Raw genomic sequence first — 17,692 nt, forward strand, 5'->3', positions numbered from 1 at the left:
TACCGGAGAACCACGATGACTCAAACCCTGAGCGCGCCGCCCGCGAAGGCCGTGCACAAGCCCGCCCGGCGGCCGCGCCGCGGTCTGCCCTACTCCGTCTACCTGATCCCCAGCACGGTCCTGTTCATCGGCGTCATCCTGGTGCCGTTCGTGATGAACATCGGCTTCAGCCTGACCAAGTGGGACGGCATCGGCTCGCCGCAGTGGGTCGGGCTGGACAACTACTCCAAGCTGATGTCCGACGGGGCCTTCTGGTCCTCGTTCGCGCACAACGTCGCGCTCGTCATCGCCATGGCGATCCTCCCGTTGATGATCGGGCTGGTCCTGGCGTCCGTGCTGTTCGACGTCATCGCCAAGCGGTTCGGCCCGCGCACGACCGCGATCCTGCGGGCCTGCATCTACCTGCCGCAGGTGCTGCCGTTCGCGGTGGCCGGCATCGTGTGGGCCTGGATCCTCGCCCCCGACAACGGCGCGCTCAACGCGGTCCTCAAGGCGGTCGGCCTGAAGTCGCTCCAGGAGGACTGGCTGGGCGACCCGAAGCTCGCGCTCTACACGGTGATGGGCGTGCTGGTCTGGGTGCAGATCGGCTTCCCGCTCGTCGTCTTCATGGCGGGCCTGCAGCGGGTCGACCCCTCGCTGTACGAGGCCGCCGACATCGACGGCGCGTCGTGGTGGCGGAAGTTCTGGTACATCACGATCCCGCAGATCCGCCCGGAGATCTACGTGGTGCTGCTGACCTGCACGGTCGCCGCCATCAAGAGCTTCGACAAGGTCTTCATCCTGACGAAGGGCGGGCCCGGCGGGGCGACGAACGTGCCCGCCTACTACTCGTACCAGAACTTCTTCGAGAAGACCCAGGTCGGCTACGGCGCCGCGATCGCGACCGTGCTGACGCTCATCATCGTCGTGGTCATGGCGGTGCTGATCAGCCGCCAGAACAAGGCCGAGGAGGCGGACCGATGACCTCCATCGCCGCGGGGCGTAGGCCCCGACCGGCCGCGCACCGCAGGACACCGGGCGCCTGGGCGGTGCTCGTGTCGCTCGCCGTGCTCGCGGTCGTGATGCTGCTGCCGTTCGTCATCATCACGTTCAACGCGTTCAAGAGCCCGGCCGAGTACTCGAGCCACGGCCCGCTCAGTGTGCCGAAGGGCTTCTACCTGCAGGGCATCAAGGACTTCTGGGAGCGCGTCGACTTCGGCGCGAAGCTCGTCAACAGCCTGATCATCAGCGGCTCGGTCGCCGTGCTCGCGGTGATCCTCTCGGTGCTGAACTCCTACGCCCTCGGCATCGGCCGGATCAAGGGCCGGGTGTGGATCCTCGTGCTGTTCCTGCTGGCCAACACGATGCCGCAGGAGGTGCTGGTCTACCCGCTGTACTTCATCTCGAAGAAGGTCGGCCTGTACGACACGCGGCTGAGCGTCATCATCATCTTCACCGCGATCCAGACCGCGTTCGGCACGTACCTGCTGTCGTCGGTGCTGTCGACGTTCCCACGGGAGATCCTCGAGGCGGCGCGGATGGACGGCGCGGGCCGGTTCCGCATCCTTTGGCGCGTCGTCGTGCCGATCAGCCGCCCGACGCTCGGCGTGCTGTTCGTCTTCTTCTTCATCTGGACGTGGAACGAGTTCTTCCTGCCGATGATCTTCCTGATCTCCAACGAGAACCAGACGGTGCCGGTCGCGCTCGGCGTGCTCCAGGGCCAGAAGCTCATGGACGCGACCATGACCAGCGCGTCCGCCCTGCTCGGCATCATCCCGGCGGTCGTCTTCTTCCTGATCTTCCAGCGCACTCTCACCCGCGGCATCACCGTCGGTGCCGTCAAGTAAGAGAAGGACACCTTCTTTGAAGTTCACCGATGGTTACTGGATGCTGCAGGACGGCGTGCAGGCCTCCTACCCGATCGAAGTCCTCGATGTACAGGCCACGCCCGACTCGCTCAGCGTCTACGCGCCGACCCAGCACATCCGGCACCGGGGCGACCTGCTCAAAGGACCGCAGCTCACCCTGACCTATACCTCCCCCATGCCGGACGTCATCGGGGTGACGGTCACCCACTTCGACGGCGAGGTGCCGCGCGAGCCGAGGTTCCGGCTGACCGAGGAGCAGGCCGCCATCGACGTCGCGGTCGGCGACGAGGCCGCCACGCTGACCTCCGGCGCGCTGTCCGTACGGGTCGCCCGCACCGGGCCCTGGCGCGTCGACTTCTCCGCCGGCGGCCGGGTCATCACCGGCGGCAGCGAGAAGACCACCGCCATCATGGAGACCGGCGACGGCCGCCACTACATCCGCGAGCAGCTCGACCTCGGCGTCGGCCACCACGTGTACGGGCTCGGTGAGCGCTTCGGCCCGCTGGTGAAGAACGGCCAGACCGTCGACGTCTGGAACGCCGACGGCGGCACCGCCAGCGAACAGTCCTACAAGAACGTGCCGTTCTACCTGACCGACGCGGGCTACGGCATCTTCGTCGACCACCCCGGCCACGTGTCGTACGAGGTGGCGTCGGAGGTCGTGACGCGCACGCAGTTCAGCGTCGCGGGCCAGTCGCTGCGCTACTTCGTCATCTACGGCCCGACGCCGAAGGACATCCTGCGCAAGTACACCGCGCTGACCGGCCGCCCGGCCCGGGTGCCCGCCTGGTCGTACGGGCTGTGGCTGTCCACGTCGTTCACCACGTCGTACGACGAGGAGACGGTCTCCAGCTTCATCGACGGCATGGCCGAGCGGGACCTGCCGCTGTCGGTGTTCCACTTCGACTGCTTCTGGATGCGCGAGTTCCACTGGTGCGACTTCGAGTGGGACCCGCGGACGTTCCCCGACCCGGAAGGAATGCTGCGGCGGCTGAAGGCGCGTGGCCTGAAGATCTGCGTCTGGATCAACCCGTACATCGCGCAGCGTTCCAAGCTGTTCGAGGAGGGCAGGGCCCGCGGCTTCCTCGTCAAGAAGCCGAACGGCGACGTGTGGCAGTGGGACAAGTGGCAGCCCGGCATGGGCCTGGTGGACTTCACCAACCCCGAGGCTCGCGAGTGGTACGCCGCGAAGCTCGGCGCGCTGCTCGACATGGGCGTCGACTGCTTCAAGACCGACTTCGGCGAGCGCATCCCCACGGACGTCGTCTACTTCGACGGCTCCGACCCCGAGCGGATGCACAACTACTACACGTACCTGTACAACGAGACCGTCTTCGAGCTGCTGCGCAAGCGGCGGGGCGAGGGCGAGGCCGTGGTGTTCGCCCGGTCGGCGACGGCCGGGTCGCAGGCGTTCCCGGTGCACTGGGGCGGCGACTGCGAGTCGACGTTCGAGGCGATGGCCGAGGACCTGCGCGGCGGGCTGTCGTTGAGCATGTCCGGGTTCGGCTACTGGAGCCACGACATCGGCGGCTTCGAGGGCACCCCCGACCCGGCGCTGTTCAAGCGGTGGATCGCGTTCGGCCTGCTGTCCTCGCACAGCCGGCTGCACGGCAGCGGCTCCTACCGGGTGCCGTGGCTGTTCGACGAGGAGGCCGTCGACGTCCTGCGCGTCTTCACGAAGCTCAAGGCGCGGCTCATGCCGTACATCCTGGGCGCGGCCCGGGAGACGTACGGCGAGGGCGTCCCGATGATGCGCCCGATGGTCGTGGAGTTCCCCGACGACCCGGCCGTGAGCCACCTCGACCGGCAGTACATGCTCGGCGGGGACCTGCTGGTCGCGCCGGTGTTCTCGGCCGACGACGAGACCGCCTACTACGTGCCCGAGGGAACCTGGACGCACGTCCTGACCGGCGAGCCGGTGGCCGGCGGGCGCTGGGTACGGGAGCGGCACGACTTCCTCAGCGTCCCGCTGCTGGCCCGGCCCGGTTCGGTCGTCCCGGTGGGCGCGGTCGAGGACCGCCCCGACTACGACTACGCCGACGGCGTCACCCTGCACGCGTACGCGCTGCCGGACGGCGCGCGGGTCACCACCGACGTCCCGGACACCTCCGGTGAGGTCGCGGCGACCTTCACCACGGTGCGGGACGGCGACACGGTCACGGTCACCGCCCAGGGCGCGACGACCTGGCGGGTGCTGCTCGTCGGCGTCCGATCGGGCGAGGTCCAGGGCGGTACGGTCGCCGAGCACGACCAGGGCCTCCTCGTCGAGGCCAGCGGAGACACCGTCACCATCGGGGGGATCGCATGACTGAGTTCTTGTGGGGGGCCGCGACGGCCTCGTACCAGATCGAGGGCGCGGCGCGCGAGGACGGCCGGGTGCCGTCGATCTGGGACACCTACAGCCACACGCCGGGCCGGGTGCTGAACGGCGACACCGGCGACGTGGCCGCCGACCACTACCACCGGTGGCCGGAAGACGTCGAGATCATGCGGGAGCTCGGCCTGGGGGCGTACCGCTTCTCCATCGCCTGGCCGCGCATCCACGACCAGCGCGGGATCGACTTCTACTCCCGGCTCGTCGACGCGCTGCTCGAGCGCGGGATCAAGCCGGTCGCCACCCTCTACCACTGGGACCTCCCCCAGGAGCTGGAGGACGCCGGCGGGTGGACGGCCCGCGACACCGCCTACCGGTTCGCCGAGTACGCCGAGCGGATCGGCGCGGCGCTCGGCGACCGCGTCCACCTGTGGACGACGCTGAACGAGCCGTGGTGCTCGGCGTTCCTCGGCTACGGCTCGGGCGTGCACGCGCCCGGCCGGACCGACCCGGTCGCCGCGCTGACCGCCGCGCACCACCTCAACCTCGCGCACGGCCTCGCCGCTCGCGTCCTGCCCGGCAACGTGTCGGTCACCCTCAACCTGCACCACGTCCGGGGCGAGGACGCCGACGCCGTTCGCCAGGTCGACGCCGTCGCCAACCGCGTCTTCCTCGGCCCGATGCTGGACGGCGCCTACCCCGCCGACCTCCTCGACGACACCGAGCAGATCACCGACTGGTCGTTCGTCAAGGACGGCGACGAGGCGACCTGCAACGCGCCGCTCGAGGTGCTCGGGGTGAACTACTACGCGCCCACTCTCGTCCGGCGCTGGGACGGCGTGTCCTCCCGGGACACCACGGACGGGCACGGCGACGGCACGGCGTCGCCGTGGGTGGGCTGCGACGACATCGACTTCGTGCGGCAGCCGGGCCCGTACACCGAGATGGGCTGGCCGATCGACGCGACCGGCCTGACCGAGCTGCTGCTCCGAGTGCACCGCGACCACCCCGGCGTCCCGCTGATGATCACCGAGAACGGCGCGGCGTTCGACGACCGCGTCGACGCGGACGGCCGGGTGCGCGACCAGCGCCGGATCGACTACCTGCGCGACCACTTCGCGGCGGTCGGGCGGGCGCGCGAGGCCGGAGCGGACGTACGCGGCTACTTCGTCTGGTCCTTGCTGGACAACTTCGAGTGGGCGTACGGCTATTCGAAGCGGTTCGGCATCGTGCACGTCGATTACGCGGCCCAGAAGCGCACCTGGAAGGACAGCGCGCACTGGTACCGCGACGTCATCGCGGACTCGCCTGAGGGTCCACGGCCGTAAGGCCACCACTGTTCTTCGGGGGCACCGTTGTCGAAGCGCTTCGACTAACAGGAGGTCGTAGCTAGTGAGATTCCGACCCCGGATATCCGTGATGCTCGGCGTGGCCATGGTGGCCTCGCTCGGGCTGACCGGTCCGGCCCATGCCAAAGAGACCTATCCCTTCCAGAACCCCCGCCTGCCACTCAAGACCCGCGTCGACGACCTGCTCAAACGGCTGACCGTCGACGAGAAGATCTCTCTGCTGCACCAGTACGAGCCGGCCATCCCCCGGCTCGGGATCAAGCCGTTCAAGACCGGCACCGAGGGTCTGCACGGCGTCGCGTGGTCCACCGACATCCACAACAACGGCGCCGTCGTCACCGCGAACGGCACGGTGTTCCCGCAGGCCATCGGCCTGGCCTCGACGTGGAACCCCGCGCTGATCAAGAAGGTCGGCTCCGCCGTCGGCGACGAGGCGCGGGGCTTCAACTCCGTCAACCCCGACGTGTGGGGGCTCCAGCTCTGGGCGCCCGTCGTCAACCTGCTGCGCGACCCGCGCTGGGGCCGCAACGAGGAGGGCTACTCCGAGGACCCGTACCTCACCGGTGCGATCTCCACGGCGTACGGCTCCGGCATCGAGGGACCCGACAAGGACCACCTCAAGGCCGCGCCCGTCCTCAAGCACTACCTGGCCAACAACAACGAGGTGAACCGCGACACCACCTCGTCGGACCTGCGTCCCCGGGTGAAGAACGAGTACGACGAGAAGGCCTTCTCCCCCGCCATCTCCGCGGACGCGGCGACGGGCGTGATGGCGTCGTACAACCTGGTCAACGGCCGGCCCAACACCGTCGACCCCGACCTGAACGACGTAGTCCGCAAATGGACCAAGCGTGACCTGCTCAACGTCACCGACGCCGGCGCGCCGAACAACCTGACCGGCAGCGAGAAGTACTACGCCACCCAGCCGGAGGCGGACGCCGCGCTCATCAAGGCCGGCCTGGACAGCTTCACGGTCGACGACACCAACGCCGGCCCGACCACCGCCGCGGTCAAGTCCGCGCTGTCGCAGGGCCTGCTGAAGCAGTCCGACCTGGACACCGCCGTGTCGCACATCCTGAGCCTGCGCGTCCGGCTCGGCGACTTCGACCCCGACGGCGGCCCGTACGCCAAGATCGGCAAGTCGGTCATCAACAGCGCGGCCAACCAGGCGCTGGCCCGGCAGACCGCCGACCAGGCCGCCGTGCTGCTGAAGAACTCCGGGAACGCCCTGCCGCTGGACGCCGCGAAGACCAAGAAGGTCGCGGTGGTCGGCCCGCTGGAGAAGACCCTCTACACCGACTGGTACTCCGGCTCCCTGCCGTACAAGGTCACCCCGCTCGACGGGATCAAGCAGCGCCTCGGCGCGGGCGGCACCGTCACCGACAGCGAGGCGGCCGACCGGATCGCCCTCAAGGACACCAAGACCGGCAAGTACATCACCGCCGGGACCGGGGCGTCCGGGGCCGCGCTGAAGGAGAGCGCCACCAGCGCCGACACCACGGCCCAGTTCGACGCGTTCGACTGGGGCCAGGGCAAGCTCACCCTGCGCAGCGTCGCCAACGGCAAGTACGCCGGCCGGTACAACTGGGGCGACACCATGGTCAACGACCAGGACCAGCCGAACGGCTGGTTCGTCCAGCAGATGTTCTCGCTGGAGAAGCAGGACGACGGCGGCTACCTGCTCCGCTACTCCGGCTACGAGGCCGACGAGTCCTGGTTCGGCGACAAGAAGTACCTCAAGGCCTCCGACGACGGCACGCTCGTCCTCGCCACGAAGGCCGACGCCTCGCACTTCAGCAAGGACACGATCAGCAGCGGCGCGGACGAGGCGGTCAAGGCCGTCAAGGGCGCGGACGCGGCGGTCGTCGTGGTCGGCAGCATGCCGTTCATCAACGGCCGGGAGGCGCACGACCGTACGACGATGGCCCTCGCCGAGAGCCAGGAGAACCTAATCAAGGCGGTGCGGGCGGCCAACCCGAACACGGTCCTGGTCGTGGAGAACAGCTACCCGACCACGCTCAACTGGGAGCAGGAGAACGTCCCGGCGATCCTGTGGACGACGCACGCGGGCGCGGAGACCGGGCACGCCCTCGCCGACACCCTCTTCGGCGACAGCAACCCGGCCGGGCGGCTCACCCAGACCTGGTACCGCTCGGACAGCGGCCTGCCCGACATCCTCGACTACGACATCATCAAGTCGGACCGCACCTACCTGTACTACAAGGGCCAGACGCTCTACCCGTTCGGCTACGGCCTGTCGTACACGAGCTTCCGCTACGACGGGCTGCACGTGAGCAAGGCGGGCGGGCAGGTCACCGCGACCGTCCAGGTCACCAACACCGGCAAGCGCGCCGGTGACGAGGTCGTCCAGCTCTACACCCACCAGCGGACCTCGCGCGACAAGCAGCCGGTCAAGCAGCTGCGCGCGTTCCAGCGGGTGCACCTGGCCCCCGGGCAGACCACGAAGGCGCGGCTGACGTTCAACGTGTCCGACCTGGCGCACTGGGACGTCACCCGCGGCAAGAACGTCGTGGAGACGAGCGCGTACGACGTGCTCGTCGGCTCGTCCTCGGCCGACATCCGGCAGCGGTCCAGCGTGCGCGTCCAGGGCGAGACCATCCCCGCGCGGAACCTCGCCGCCCAGACCCGCGCCGTCGACTTCGACGACTACAAGGGCGTGCGCCTCGTCGACGAGACGAAGGTGCGCGGGGACGCGGTCGGCGCGGCCGACGGCACCTGGGTCGAGTTCGCCGGCGCGTCGCTCGGCTCGGGCGCGTCGACCTTCACCGCCTCGGCCGCCAAGGCGAGCACCGGCGACGGCTCGATCGAGGTCCGTCTCGACTCGCCCACCGGCCCGCTCGCCGGCACCGCGACGGTGTCGAGCACCGGAGACGTCTACAAGTACACGACCACGACCGCCGCACTGCACGGCGCGACGGGCCGCCACGACGTCTACCTGGTGTTCCACGGCGACCTGCGGGTCAGCACCTTCTCGCTGAAGTAAGCGATCGCGGCCGCCGTCCCGTCCGCGGCGGCGGCCGCCACCAGCGGGGGCGCCCCGTCCCAGCCCCAGGAACGCGGGGCGGGGCGTCCCGTCCATCGGGGGATGACCGATCCGGCGCTCATCGCAGGAGCACCATGGTGCGTCCAGTTCATCCGAAACTTCTCTCCGCCTTCTTCACTGTCCTCATCCTCTGCCTGGGGCTCGCCACCCCTGTTCACGCGGCCGTCGGCCCGGCACCGTCCGCCCGTACCGTCGTCGACCTCGATCATGGCTGGCGCTTCCACCAGGGCGACGTCGCCGGCGCGGAGGCGCCCGGCCACGACGACTCCGGCTGGGAGTCCGTGTCCGTCCCGCACACGTGGAACGCCCGCGACGGCGAGGACGGCGGCAACGACTACTACCGCGGCCCCGGCTGGTACCGCCGCACCGTGCGGATCCCCGCCGGCCGTGTCTTCCTCCAGTTCGACGGCGCGACGATCGTCAGCGACGTGTGGGTGAACGGCCGTAAGGCCGGGCACCACGCCGGCGGGTACGCGGCGTTCCGCTTCGACGTCACCGGGCTGGCCGCGCCGGGGACCGACGCGACCGTCGCGGTGCGGGTCGACAACTCCACCAACGCGGACGTGCTGCCGCTCGGCGGTGACTTCACGGTGTTCGGCGGGCTGACCCGCGACGTCCACCTGCTGGTGACCGGCCCCGTGCACGTCGACGCGCTCGACTACGGAGGCCCCGGCGTCTACGTGCGGCAGACCGTCAACGGTATGGGCACCGTCCGCGCGGCCTCCGCGAACCTGGCCGTCACCACCCGGGTCGCCAACGACACGGCGGAACCGGTCCGGGCGAAGGTCCGCACGGTGATCACCGACGCCGCGCACCGCACGGTCGCCACGGCCTCCGGCCACGTCGACGTCGGGCCCGGCGCCGTGGTCCCGGTCGTGCAGAACGCCTCGGTGACCGAGCCCCACCTCTGGAACGGCCGGCCGGACCCGTACCTGTACACGGCCCGCGCCGAGGTGTCCTACGGCGGGCACACCGACGTCGTCACCGTCCCGCTCGGCATCCGCACGGTCGCCGTCGACGCGAACCGCGGCTTCCTGCTGAACGGGCGGCCGTACGCCGTGCACGGGGTCGACCTGCACGGCATGCGGGCGGGCGAGGGCTCGGCGATGAGCGCCTCGGACGTCGACCAGGACTTCGGCCTGATCGACCGGCTCGGCGCGACCGGCGTCCGGCTGGTCCACTACCAGCACGGGCAGCGGATCTACGACCTCGCGGACCGGCGTGGCATCGTTCTGTGGACCGAGATCCCGAACCTCGCCTCGATCACCGTCTCCGACGCCTTCTTCGCCAACGCGCGGCAGCAACTGCTCGAGCTGATCCGGCAGAACGAGCAGCACGCCGCCGTGGCGGTGTGGGGCATCGGCAACGAGCTGTACACCAGCAGCGCCGACGCGAACCGGCTGCTCGGCGACCTCGCGGCGACGGTGCGGGCCGAGGATCCGTCCCGGCCGTCGACGTACGCGACCTGCTGCTTCTCCGACACCGACCCGATCGCGAACCACTCGGCGACGATCGGCTACAACCGCTACTTCGGCTGGTACGGCGGGTCGTTCTCCGACATCGGGCCGTGGGCCGACGGGCTGCACGCCCAGGACCCGGCGCGGAAGATCGCGGTCAGCGAGTACGGCGCGGGCGCGAGCGTGGTCGAGCAGCAGACGGACCCGGCCGCTCCGGTTCCGGCGAGCCACTTCCATCCCGAGGAGTGGCAGGCGCTGTATCACGAGGAGAACTGGCGGCAGTTGCGGAGCCGCACCTACCTGTGGGGGACGTTCGTCTGGCAGATGTTCGACTCGGCCGTGGACGGCCGTGACGAGGGCGACCGGCCGGGCCTGAACGACAAGGGCCTGGTCACCGCCGACCGGAAGATCGCCAAGGACGCCTACTACTGGTACCAGGCGAACTGGTCGTCCGCGCCGGTCGTGCACATCGCCCAGCGGCGTGACACCCCGCGCTTCACGCCGGCGACGGACGTCAAGGTGTACGCCGACACCCGTTCGGTGAGCCTGTCGCTGAACGGCGTCCCGCTCGGCAGCCGGACTCCGGAGGACCACATCGCGACCTGGTCCGGTGTGACGCTCAAGCCGGGCGCGAACGTCCTCGAGGCGCGTTCGGGCGGCACGACCGACCGGGTCACCTGGCTGCTCGACACCTCCACGGGCGCCACCACGGTCGACGCCGACGCGACCGACCCGCACGCGTCCGACGGCCGGGTCCTCCGTACGGCCGGGCGGGCGTACCGCGAGGGCACCTTCGCCTACCGCTTCCCGGTCGCGAACGGCACGTACGACGTCGACCTGGCGTTCGCCGAGCCGGACCGTTCGGGGGTCTTCAACGTGAACGCCGAACGGCAGCGCGTCATCAAGAGCCTCGACGTCCGCGCCGAGGTCGGCGTCAGGGCACCCCTGCACAAGACCTTCACCGTCCAGGTGACCGACGGCGTACTCGACCTGGAGTTCGTCCCCCAGGCCGGGGAGGCCGTCGTCTCGCACATCACCGCCACCCGGAGGTCCGGCCAGTGAGAGCCAGACTGTTGACCCTGTTCACCGCGATCGCCACGGTTCTGGCGATCGTCCTCCCCACGTCTCCCCCGGCCGCGTCGGCCGCCGCCGCGCCCCGGCACCGGGTGACGTACGACCACTACTCCGTCTCGATCGACGGGCAGCGCGTGCTGCTGCGGTCCGCCGAGTTCCACTACTACCGGCTGCCCAGCCCCGACCTGTGGCGCGACGTGCTGGAGAAGTACAAGGCGGCCGGGTTCAACACCGTCTCGCTGTACTTCGACTGGGCGTACCACTCCCCCAAGGCCGGGGTGTACGACTTCACCGGCGTCCGTGACGTGAACCGCCTGCTGACCGTCGCCCAGCAGGCCGGGCTGTACGTCATCGCGCGCCCGGGGCCGTACATCAACGCCGAGACCACCGGCGGCGGCTTCCCCGCGTGGCTGAAGAACGTGCCCGGACGGGCCCGCAGCAGCTCACCCGGCTACACCGCCGCGTACCGCGACTGGCTCGGCCACATCAACAAGATCATCGCGCCGCACCAGATCACCCGCGGCGGCTCGGTGATCCTCTACAACGTCGAGAACGAATATGCGATGAACACCGACGCGGCGTACATGGAGGACATCCAGAAGAAGGCGCGCGCCGACGGCATCGACGTGCCGACGATGACCAACGACTGTTGCGACGCCGCCTCGTGGACCTCCACCTGGGCGTCGGGGCAGGGCGCGGTGCAGATCCCGGGCGTGGACGACTACCCGCAGGGCTTCGACTGTGCCAACGCCGACACGAGCTGGGGGCCGTGGGGCGCGGGCCTGACCGAGCGGCTGCGCGACGACACCCCGGTGTTCGCCGCGGAGTACCAGGGCGGCTCGATCGACCCGGACAACGCCGGCATGGACAAGTGCCGGGAGCTGACCGGCCCGAAGTTCATGAAGTTCTTCTACAAGTCGAACCTCATCGCGTCCGGCGCGACGGCGTTCAACTACTACATGGGCTTCGGAGGCACCAACTGGGGCTGGCTGGCCCAGCCGAACGATGTCTACACCTCCTACGACTACGGCTCGGCGATCACCGAGAACCGGCTGCTGAGCGACAAGTACGACGAGTTCAAGCGGCAGAACTCCTTCCTTGCCTCGGTCGCGCCGCTGACGAAGACCGACCCGGTCACCGCTCCGGCGTCCTCGGACAAGGCGATCGAGACGGTCGCGCGGGCCAACCCGGACACGCACACGCAGTTCGTGCTCGTCCGGCACAGTGACCACGCGGCGACCACCGACGACTCGGCCACGCTCGACTGGACCACACCGGACGGCCACTACTCCGTGCCGGTACGGGTCAAGGGCCGGGACGCCAAGGTGCTGATCGCCGGGTACGACCTGGGCGGCCAGCGGCTCGTCTGGTCGAACTCCGAGCTCATGACGCATGTGGCCGCCGGCGGACGGGACGTCGCGGTGCTGTACGGCACCGACGGCACGCAGGGCTCCACGGTGCTGCGCTACTCCTCCCAGCCGACCGTGCAGGTCCTCGCCGGTTCGGTGAAGTCGTCGTACTCCGGAGGTGACCTCCGGCTCGACTACACCCACTCCGGGCTCGCCCGCGTGCTGATCAGCGGCGGCGGACGCCGCCCGCTGCTGCTCCTGCTCGGCACCGACGCCGAGGCGGCGAAGTTCTGGCAGGCCGGTCCGGCGCTCGTGCGCGGCACGTCGCTCGTCCGCTCCGCCACCGTGGCCGGGGCGACCGCGTACCTGCGCGCCGACACCGCCAAGGTCGAGGACGTCGAGGTGTTCGCCGACGCCGGCCGCCTCGTGGTGAACGGCTCGCCGGTACGGACGCGGGTGACCGCGAGCGGGTCGCTGCTGGGCACGCTGCCCGGCCCGGAGGCCGTCCACCTGCCCGCGCTGACCGGCTGGCGGTCGAAGACGGAGGCGCCCGAGGCGCAGCCCGGCTTCGACGACTCCGGCTGGGTGAGCGCGAGCAAGACGACGACCGAGAGCCCGCTGAAGCCGAAGACCCCGACCGTGCTGTACGCCGACGACTACGGCTACCACTACGGCGACGTGTGGTATCGCGGACGGTTCACCGGCACCGGCGGGGAGACGAAGGTGTCGCTGAACGCCTTCACCGGCAAGCGCGGCTCCTACCTCGTCTGGCTGAACGGCCGGTACCTCGGCTCGGCCATGGGCGGCGTCCAGGCCGACTCCGACTCGCCGGTCAACCCCGACCCGGGTCGCGGTGACTTCACGATCCCGGCGGGCCTGGTGAAGGCCGGGCAGCCGGCCGTCCTGTCGGTGCTCGTGGAGAACCAGGGCCACAACGACGACTGGATCGCCGACGACAACCGGTTCAAGCAGCCGCGCGGCCTGTACGGCGCGTCCGTCGAGGGCTCGACCGCCCCGATCTCCTGGAAGATCCAGGGTGTTGCGGGAGGTGAGAACCTCGTCGACCGGACGCGCGGCCCGCTGAACAACGGCGGCCTGTACGGCGAGCGCGCGGGCTGGCACCTGCCCGCCTACGACAACCGGTCCTGGACGGCGGGCAACGCCTCCCAGGTCGCGCCCGGCGTGACCTGGCAGCGCACCTCCTTCCGCCTCGACCTGCCGAAGGGCCAGGACGTGCCGATCGTCCTGCGCTTCGGCGGCCCGGTCGGCAAGGGCTACCGCGTCCAGATCTTCCTCAACGGCTGGAACCTCGGCCAGTACGGCGGCGACATCGGCCCGCAGACCGACTTCACGCTGCCCGCCGGCCTGCTGAGGCAGCACGGCCGCAACACCCTCGCCCTCGCCGTCGTCGCCCGCACCGACGCGACGCCCGCACCGGTGAGCCTGGTCGCGCTCGACAACGAGCGCGGCGGCGTGCCGGTGTCCGACGTTCCCTCCCCCTCCCCCCGCTGATCTCCACGGGTCCGTGGCCGGGCCGCCGCCCGGCCACGGACCCGGAAAGGGAATCGACCGATGACCTCGCAGATCCCGAGCAGACGCGCCTTCCTGGCCGCCACCGCCACGGCGGCCGGAGCGGCCGCCCTCCCCCTGACCGCCGCCTCGGCCACCCCTGTCGGCAACCGCTACGCGCTGCAGCGCCGCTTCGTCGACTGGCGCTTCGGCATGTTCCTGCACTTCAACATGGGCACCTTCCACGACGCCGAGTGGGTGGACCCGAAGCAGGACCCGATGTCCTTCAACCCGGCGAAGCTGGACTGCGGCCAGTGGGCCGACGCCGCCAAGGCCGCCGGGATGCGGTTCGCGGTGCTCACCGCTAAACACCACGACGGCTTCTGCCTGTGGCCGTCGAAGTACACGAAGTACTCCGTCGCCAGCAGCCCGGTCAAGCGCGACATCGTGCGCGAGTACATGGACGCCTTCCGCTCCCGCGGCGTCACGCCCTGCCTGTACTTCTCGATCTGGGACCGCACCAACGGCGTCGGGCCGTCCGGCTTCGACGACCACCCGCCGATCACCCGGGCGAACATCGAGTTCGTCAAGAACCAGCTCACCGAACTGCTCACCCGGTACGGGCGGATCCCGGTCCTGATCTTCGACGGGTGGGCGTGGCACTGGGCGTTCGGCCAGCAGTCACTGCCGTTCTCCGAGATCCGCGAGCACGTCGCCTCGATCCAGCCCGACTGCCTCGTCCTCGACCTCAACGGGCTCACCGTGCCCTGGCACTCGGAGCTGCTGTTCTTCGAAGAGCCGAAGGGCGGCGTCTTCTGCCCGCCCGGCAACACCTACGCCGCCTCCCAGGGCCAGACCATCTCGCCGTCCGGCTGGTTCTGGCACCCGTCGACCCCGTCGAACCTGCTGACGACCGACCAGATCGTCGACGGCCATCTCAAAGTGTTGGAGCCGCGGTACGCGACCTTCATCCTCAACTGCCCGCCCAACACCGACGGCCTCCTCGACGACACCGTCGTCACCGTGTTGAAGGACGTCGGGAAGCGCTGGCGACCGAACCTCTCCCGCCCACCGCTGCCCGCCCAGCCGGACGTCGTACGCCACCTGGTCACGCCGGTCTCGGCCACCGCGACCAGCGGCGACGCCGCCAAAGCCGTCGACGGCCACAGCGACTACGGCTGGAACGGCCAGGCCGACCAGACCCTCTGGACGACCACGGACCGGCTGCCACAGGCGATCACCCTGGACCTGGGGCGCCGCTACGTGGGCCTGGACACGCTCACCTACCTGCCCCGGCAGGACACGGCGACCCCGTACTCGTTCGACGAGTTCGTCACCGCCGGCAACATCACCGCCTACCGCGTCTCCGTCAGCGTCGACGGCACGACCTTCAGGCCGGTCGCGAAGGGCACCTGGGCCGCCGACCACGCCCTGAAGCACACCCGCTTCAAGCCGACGACCGCCCGCTACGTCCGGGTGGAGGCCCTGTCCGCCGTCGGCGGTGGCGCCGCCATCGCCGGCCAGTTCGACTGCGGCGGCACCGACCGCCGCCCCCGCCCCGCCTGAGGGCTCCGGCCCCCAGGCGGAAACGAGCCGTCCCACTTCCAGGATCACCGGGTGGGACGGCTCAGCCTGTGGAAGAAAAGCAACCCTGCGCATGAAAGCGGTACTAGGAGGTGCATGAAATCGGTACTGTACGACGCATGAGATAGGTACTGACCTTTGCATGAGACCGGTACCGTATGAGCCGTGGAGGCCACCTACCTAGCGCGGATCGTCGATCCGCTCATTGCCGAACTCATGACCGAGGTACCTGCCGTCTCGCTGATCGGACCTCGCGCAGCCGGTAAGACCACCACGGCACTGAGGCATGCGGCCTCCGTCGTCCACCTTGATCGGCCCGGAGACGCGACGGTGTTCCGGATCGACCCCGACGCGGCGCTGCGCGGCCTGCCCGAGCCCGTGCTTCTGGACGAATGGCAAGAGGCCCCCGAGGTTCTCGGTGCGGTGAAGCGCAATGTCGACGCCGATCCCAGACCTGGCCGTTACATCCTCACGGGCTCGGTACGCGCCGAATTGGATGCCCACACGTGGCCAGGTACGGGTCGAGTGATCCACGTCCGGATGACCGGGCTGACGGCACGCGAGCGGTTCGGAGACGCGACCGAGAAGCCGTTCATCGACCGCATCGTTCGCCCCGGCTCCTTGGACCTCCGGCTTCCCGAGTCCTGTCCGGACACTCGCGACTACGTCGACCTGGCTCTCAGCGGCACCTTCCCGGAGCCGGCCCTGCGACTGTCGGCACGTGGTCGTCGGCGTTGGTTCGACAGCTATGTGCAGCAACTGCTCACCCGGGATGTAGCCGCCGTCGAGCCCCGACGGGATCCAGAACGGCTGCGCCGGTTCTTCGAAGCCCTCGCGCTCAACACCGCCGGCGTCGTCGACAGCGCGACCCTGTATCGAGCGGCCGGGATCAACATCAAAACGGCGAACGCCTACGAAAACCTGCTCAGCAACGTCTTCGTCCTCGATGTCGTGCCGGCCTGGTTCAGCAACCGGCTGAAGCGGCTGGCCCAGGGCCCCAAGCGGTACCTGATCGACGCGGCGCTGCTGGGTGCGGCCGTAGGCGCGGACACGGAGACCGTACTTCGGGACCCTGATCTGCTTGGCAGGCTCATCGACACCTTCGTGGCAGAACAACTCCGTGCCGAACTCGCCGTCAGCGATCACCGACCCCGCATGCACCATTTGCGCCAAGAAGGAGGACGGCGCGAGATCGACATCCTCATCGAGCTCGCGGGGCATCGTGTCATCGGGATCGAGGTCAAGGCATCCACCGGCCCCAACCGCGACTCGGGGCGGCACCTCGCATGGCTACGGGACGAGTTGGGAGACCGCTTCGTCCATGGGCTCGTCCTGCATACGGGCAGGCACATCTACGAGCTCGGCGACCGCATAACAGCCGCGCCGATCTGCACCCTCTGGGCATGAGCATTTTACGTACGGCGCAGGTGAACCCCCGCGGCCGCTCTCGCTCTTTACTCACCGTCCTCCGCGCGCGGAATTGTCTCCTGGATCGCTGTTCAGTCGTTGGCCTGGACTGGAATGAGGAGCCACCGCGCGAAGCAGCTGTCTTCGCCCAGTTCGGTGTACCAGCGAATCTTGAGCTTGTACGCGGAGTGCTCGGTTGAGAACAGGAGGCCCGAATCCTCCTCGCGAGACGGTGGGCCGTGGACGGGCGGTACCGGTCCAGACCTCGCAGCGAGCAGGGGCATTGAGTGCTGCCCGGCGCCGTCGACCGCGGCGCTGAAGGTAGCAAGTTCGCCACTGCGCACGTTGAGCGTGTCACCGTCCTCATCTTCAGCGTCCGGGTAGCTGAGCGCTCTGGCCAGGACATCCGGATAGTCCGAGCCGGCAGCCTGCACCAATGCCACGGGGCCGCTTGTCGCCTCGAAGACCTCGATCCAGCTGTCGTCACGAACGACGCCGTCGCCTCCAACGATGACTGCTCTTCCGACGCCGACAGGGATGCTCGTGTCCTGCCAGCCGAGTTCGACGACCTGATCGAACTCGTCCTTGCTGAAACCGTGCCATGCATCGCGAAGCGCGGCGTCGACAGCGAGATACGGTTCACCGTTGGTCCAAAGTCGACCGACGTGCGCCCATGAGTCCTGCATTGGTCCCGTATCACGGTCCCGAACACGGCCTGCGGATCCAGGATCGACGTGA

The 17,692-nt window shown here is 69.4% G+C and carries 11 protein-coding genes; 9 read left to right on the forward strand and 2 right to left on the reverse strand.

Features of this window, described 5'->3' with window-relative positions:
* Positions 1-15 precede the first annotated feature (15 nt).
* The 5 genes from ACQP2O_RS41685 (at position 16) to ACQP2O_RS41705 (ending at position 8,514) form a co-directional block, all read left to right on the forward strand.
* Positions 16-963 (forward strand): carbohydrate ABC transporter permease, encoded by a 948-nt coding sequence (locus ACQP2O_RS41685; RefSeq protein WP_433174720.1) that lies wholly within the window; start codon positions 16-18, stop codon positions 961-963.
* Complete coding sequence (locus ACQP2O_RS41690; RefSeq protein ID WP_433174721.1) at positions 960-1,826, forward strand: carbohydrate ABC transporter permease; 867 nt, start codon at positions 960-962, stop codon at positions 1,824-1,826. Before ACQP2O_RS41685 ends, ACQP2O_RS41690 begins: the two co-directional genes overlap by 4 nt.
* Positions 1,827-1,842: 16 nt before the next feature.
* Complete coding sequence (gene yicI, locus ACQP2O_RS41695) at positions 1,843-4,155, forward strand: alpha-xylosidase (RefSeq protein WP_433174722.1); 2,313 nt, start codon at positions 1,843-1,845, stop codon at positions 4,153-4,155.
* On the forward strand, positions 4,152-5,489 hold the full coding sequence (locus tag ACQP2O_RS41700) for a GH1 family beta-glucosidase (protein WP_433174723.1): 1,338 nt from the start codon (positions 4,152-4,154) through the stop codon (positions 5,487-5,489). Before yicI ends, ACQP2O_RS41700 begins: the two co-directional genes overlap by 4 nt.
* 64 nt (positions 5,490-5,553) lie before the next feature.
* Positions 5,554-8,514, forward strand: coding sequence for a glycoside hydrolase family 3 C-terminal domain-containing protein (locus ACQP2O_RS41705; RefSeq protein ID WP_433174724.1), 2,961 nt, complete (start codon positions 5,554-5,556; stop codon positions 8,512-8,514).
* Here ACQP2O_RS41705 and ACQP2O_RS41710 read toward each other — a convergent pair.
* On the reverse strand, positions 8,463-8,636 hold the full coding sequence (locus ACQP2O_RS41710; protein WP_433174725.1) for a hypothetical protein: 174 nt from the start codon (positions 8,634-8,636) through the stop codon (positions 8,463-8,465). The genes ACQP2O_RS41705 and ACQP2O_RS41710 overlap by 52 nt on opposite strands.
* Before the next feature lie 12 nt (positions 8,637-8,648).
* Between ACQP2O_RS41710 and ACQP2O_RS41715 the strand changes: the two genes are divergently transcribed.
* The 4 genes from ACQP2O_RS41715 to ACQP2O_RS41730 all read left to right on the forward strand — a co-directional run bounded on the left by ACQP2O_RS41715 (position 8,649) and on the right by ACQP2O_RS41730 (position 16,954).
* Positions 8,649-11,093: a glycoside hydrolase family 2 TIM barrel-domain containing protein gene (locus tag ACQP2O_RS41715; RefSeq protein ID WP_433174726.1), complete on the forward strand. Its 2,445-nt coding sequence runs from the start codon at positions 8,649-8,651 to the stop codon at positions 11,091-11,093.
* Positions 11,090-13,966, forward strand: coding sequence for a beta-galactosidase (locus ACQP2O_RS41720; protein WP_433174727.1), 2,877 nt, complete (start codon positions 11,090-11,092; stop codon positions 13,964-13,966). Before ACQP2O_RS41715 ends, ACQP2O_RS41720 begins: the two co-directional genes overlap by 4 nt.
* A gap of 60 nt (positions 13,967-14,026) precedes the next feature.
* Positions 14,027-15,529 (forward strand): alpha-L-fucosidase, encoded by a 1,503-nt coding sequence (locus tag ACQP2O_RS41725; RefSeq protein WP_433174728.1) that lies wholly within the window; start codon positions 14,027-14,029, stop codon positions 15,527-15,529.
* A 183-nt stretch (positions 15,530-15,712) separates the two neighbouring features.
* Positions 15,713-16,954, forward strand: coding sequence for an ATP-binding protein (locus ACQP2O_RS41730; RefSeq protein ID WP_433174729.1), 1,242 nt, complete (start codon positions 15,713-15,715; stop codon positions 16,952-16,954).
* Positions 16,955-17,046: 92 nt separating this feature from the next.
* Here the strand turns inward: ACQP2O_RS41730 and ACQP2O_RS41735 are convergent, their stop codons facing one another.
* Positions 17,047-17,640 (reverse strand): hypothetical protein, encoded by a 594-nt coding sequence (locus ACQP2O_RS41735; RefSeq protein WP_433174730.1) that lies wholly within the window; start codon positions 17,638-17,640, stop codon positions 17,047-17,049.
* Positions 17,641-17,692 lie beyond the last annotated feature (52 nt).

This window comes from Actinoallomurus sp. CA-150999 (assembly GCF_050942425.1).
Taxonomy (GTDB): domain Bacteria; phylum Actinomycetota; class Actinomycetes; order Streptosporangiales; family Streptosporangiaceae; genus Actinoallomurus.

Bases quoted from the DNA above. Each gene is read 5' to 3' on its own strand.
- ACQP2O_RS41685 (WP_433174720.1), top strand. From the start codon at position 16: ATGACTCAAACCCTGAGCGCGCCGCCCGCGAAGGCCGTGCACAAGCCC.
- ACQP2O_RS41725 (WP_433174728.1), top strand. From the start codon at position 14,027: ATGACCTCGCAGATCCCGAGCAGACGCGCCTTCCTGGCCGCCACCGCC.
- ACQP2O_RS41700 (WP_433174723.1), top strand. From the start codon at position 4,152: ATGACTGAGTTCTTGTGGGGGGCCGCGACGGCCTCGTACCAGATCGAG.
- ACQP2O_RS41710 (WP_433174725.1), bottom strand. From the start codon at position 8,636: ATGAGCGCCGGATCGGTCATCCCCCGATGGACGGGACGCCCCGCCCCG.
- ACQP2O_RS41735 (WP_433174730.1), bottom strand. From the start codon at position 17,640: ATGCAGGACTCATGGGCGCACGTCGGTCGACTTTGGACCAACGGTGAA.
- ACQP2O_RS41715 (WP_433174726.1), top strand. From the start codon at position 8,649: ATGGTGCGTCCAGTTCATCCGAAACTTCTCTCCGCCTTCTTCACTGTC.
- ACQP2O_RS41690 (WP_433174721.1), top strand. From the start codon at position 960: ATGACCTCCATCGCCGCGGGGCGTAGGCCCCGACCGGCCGCGCACCGC.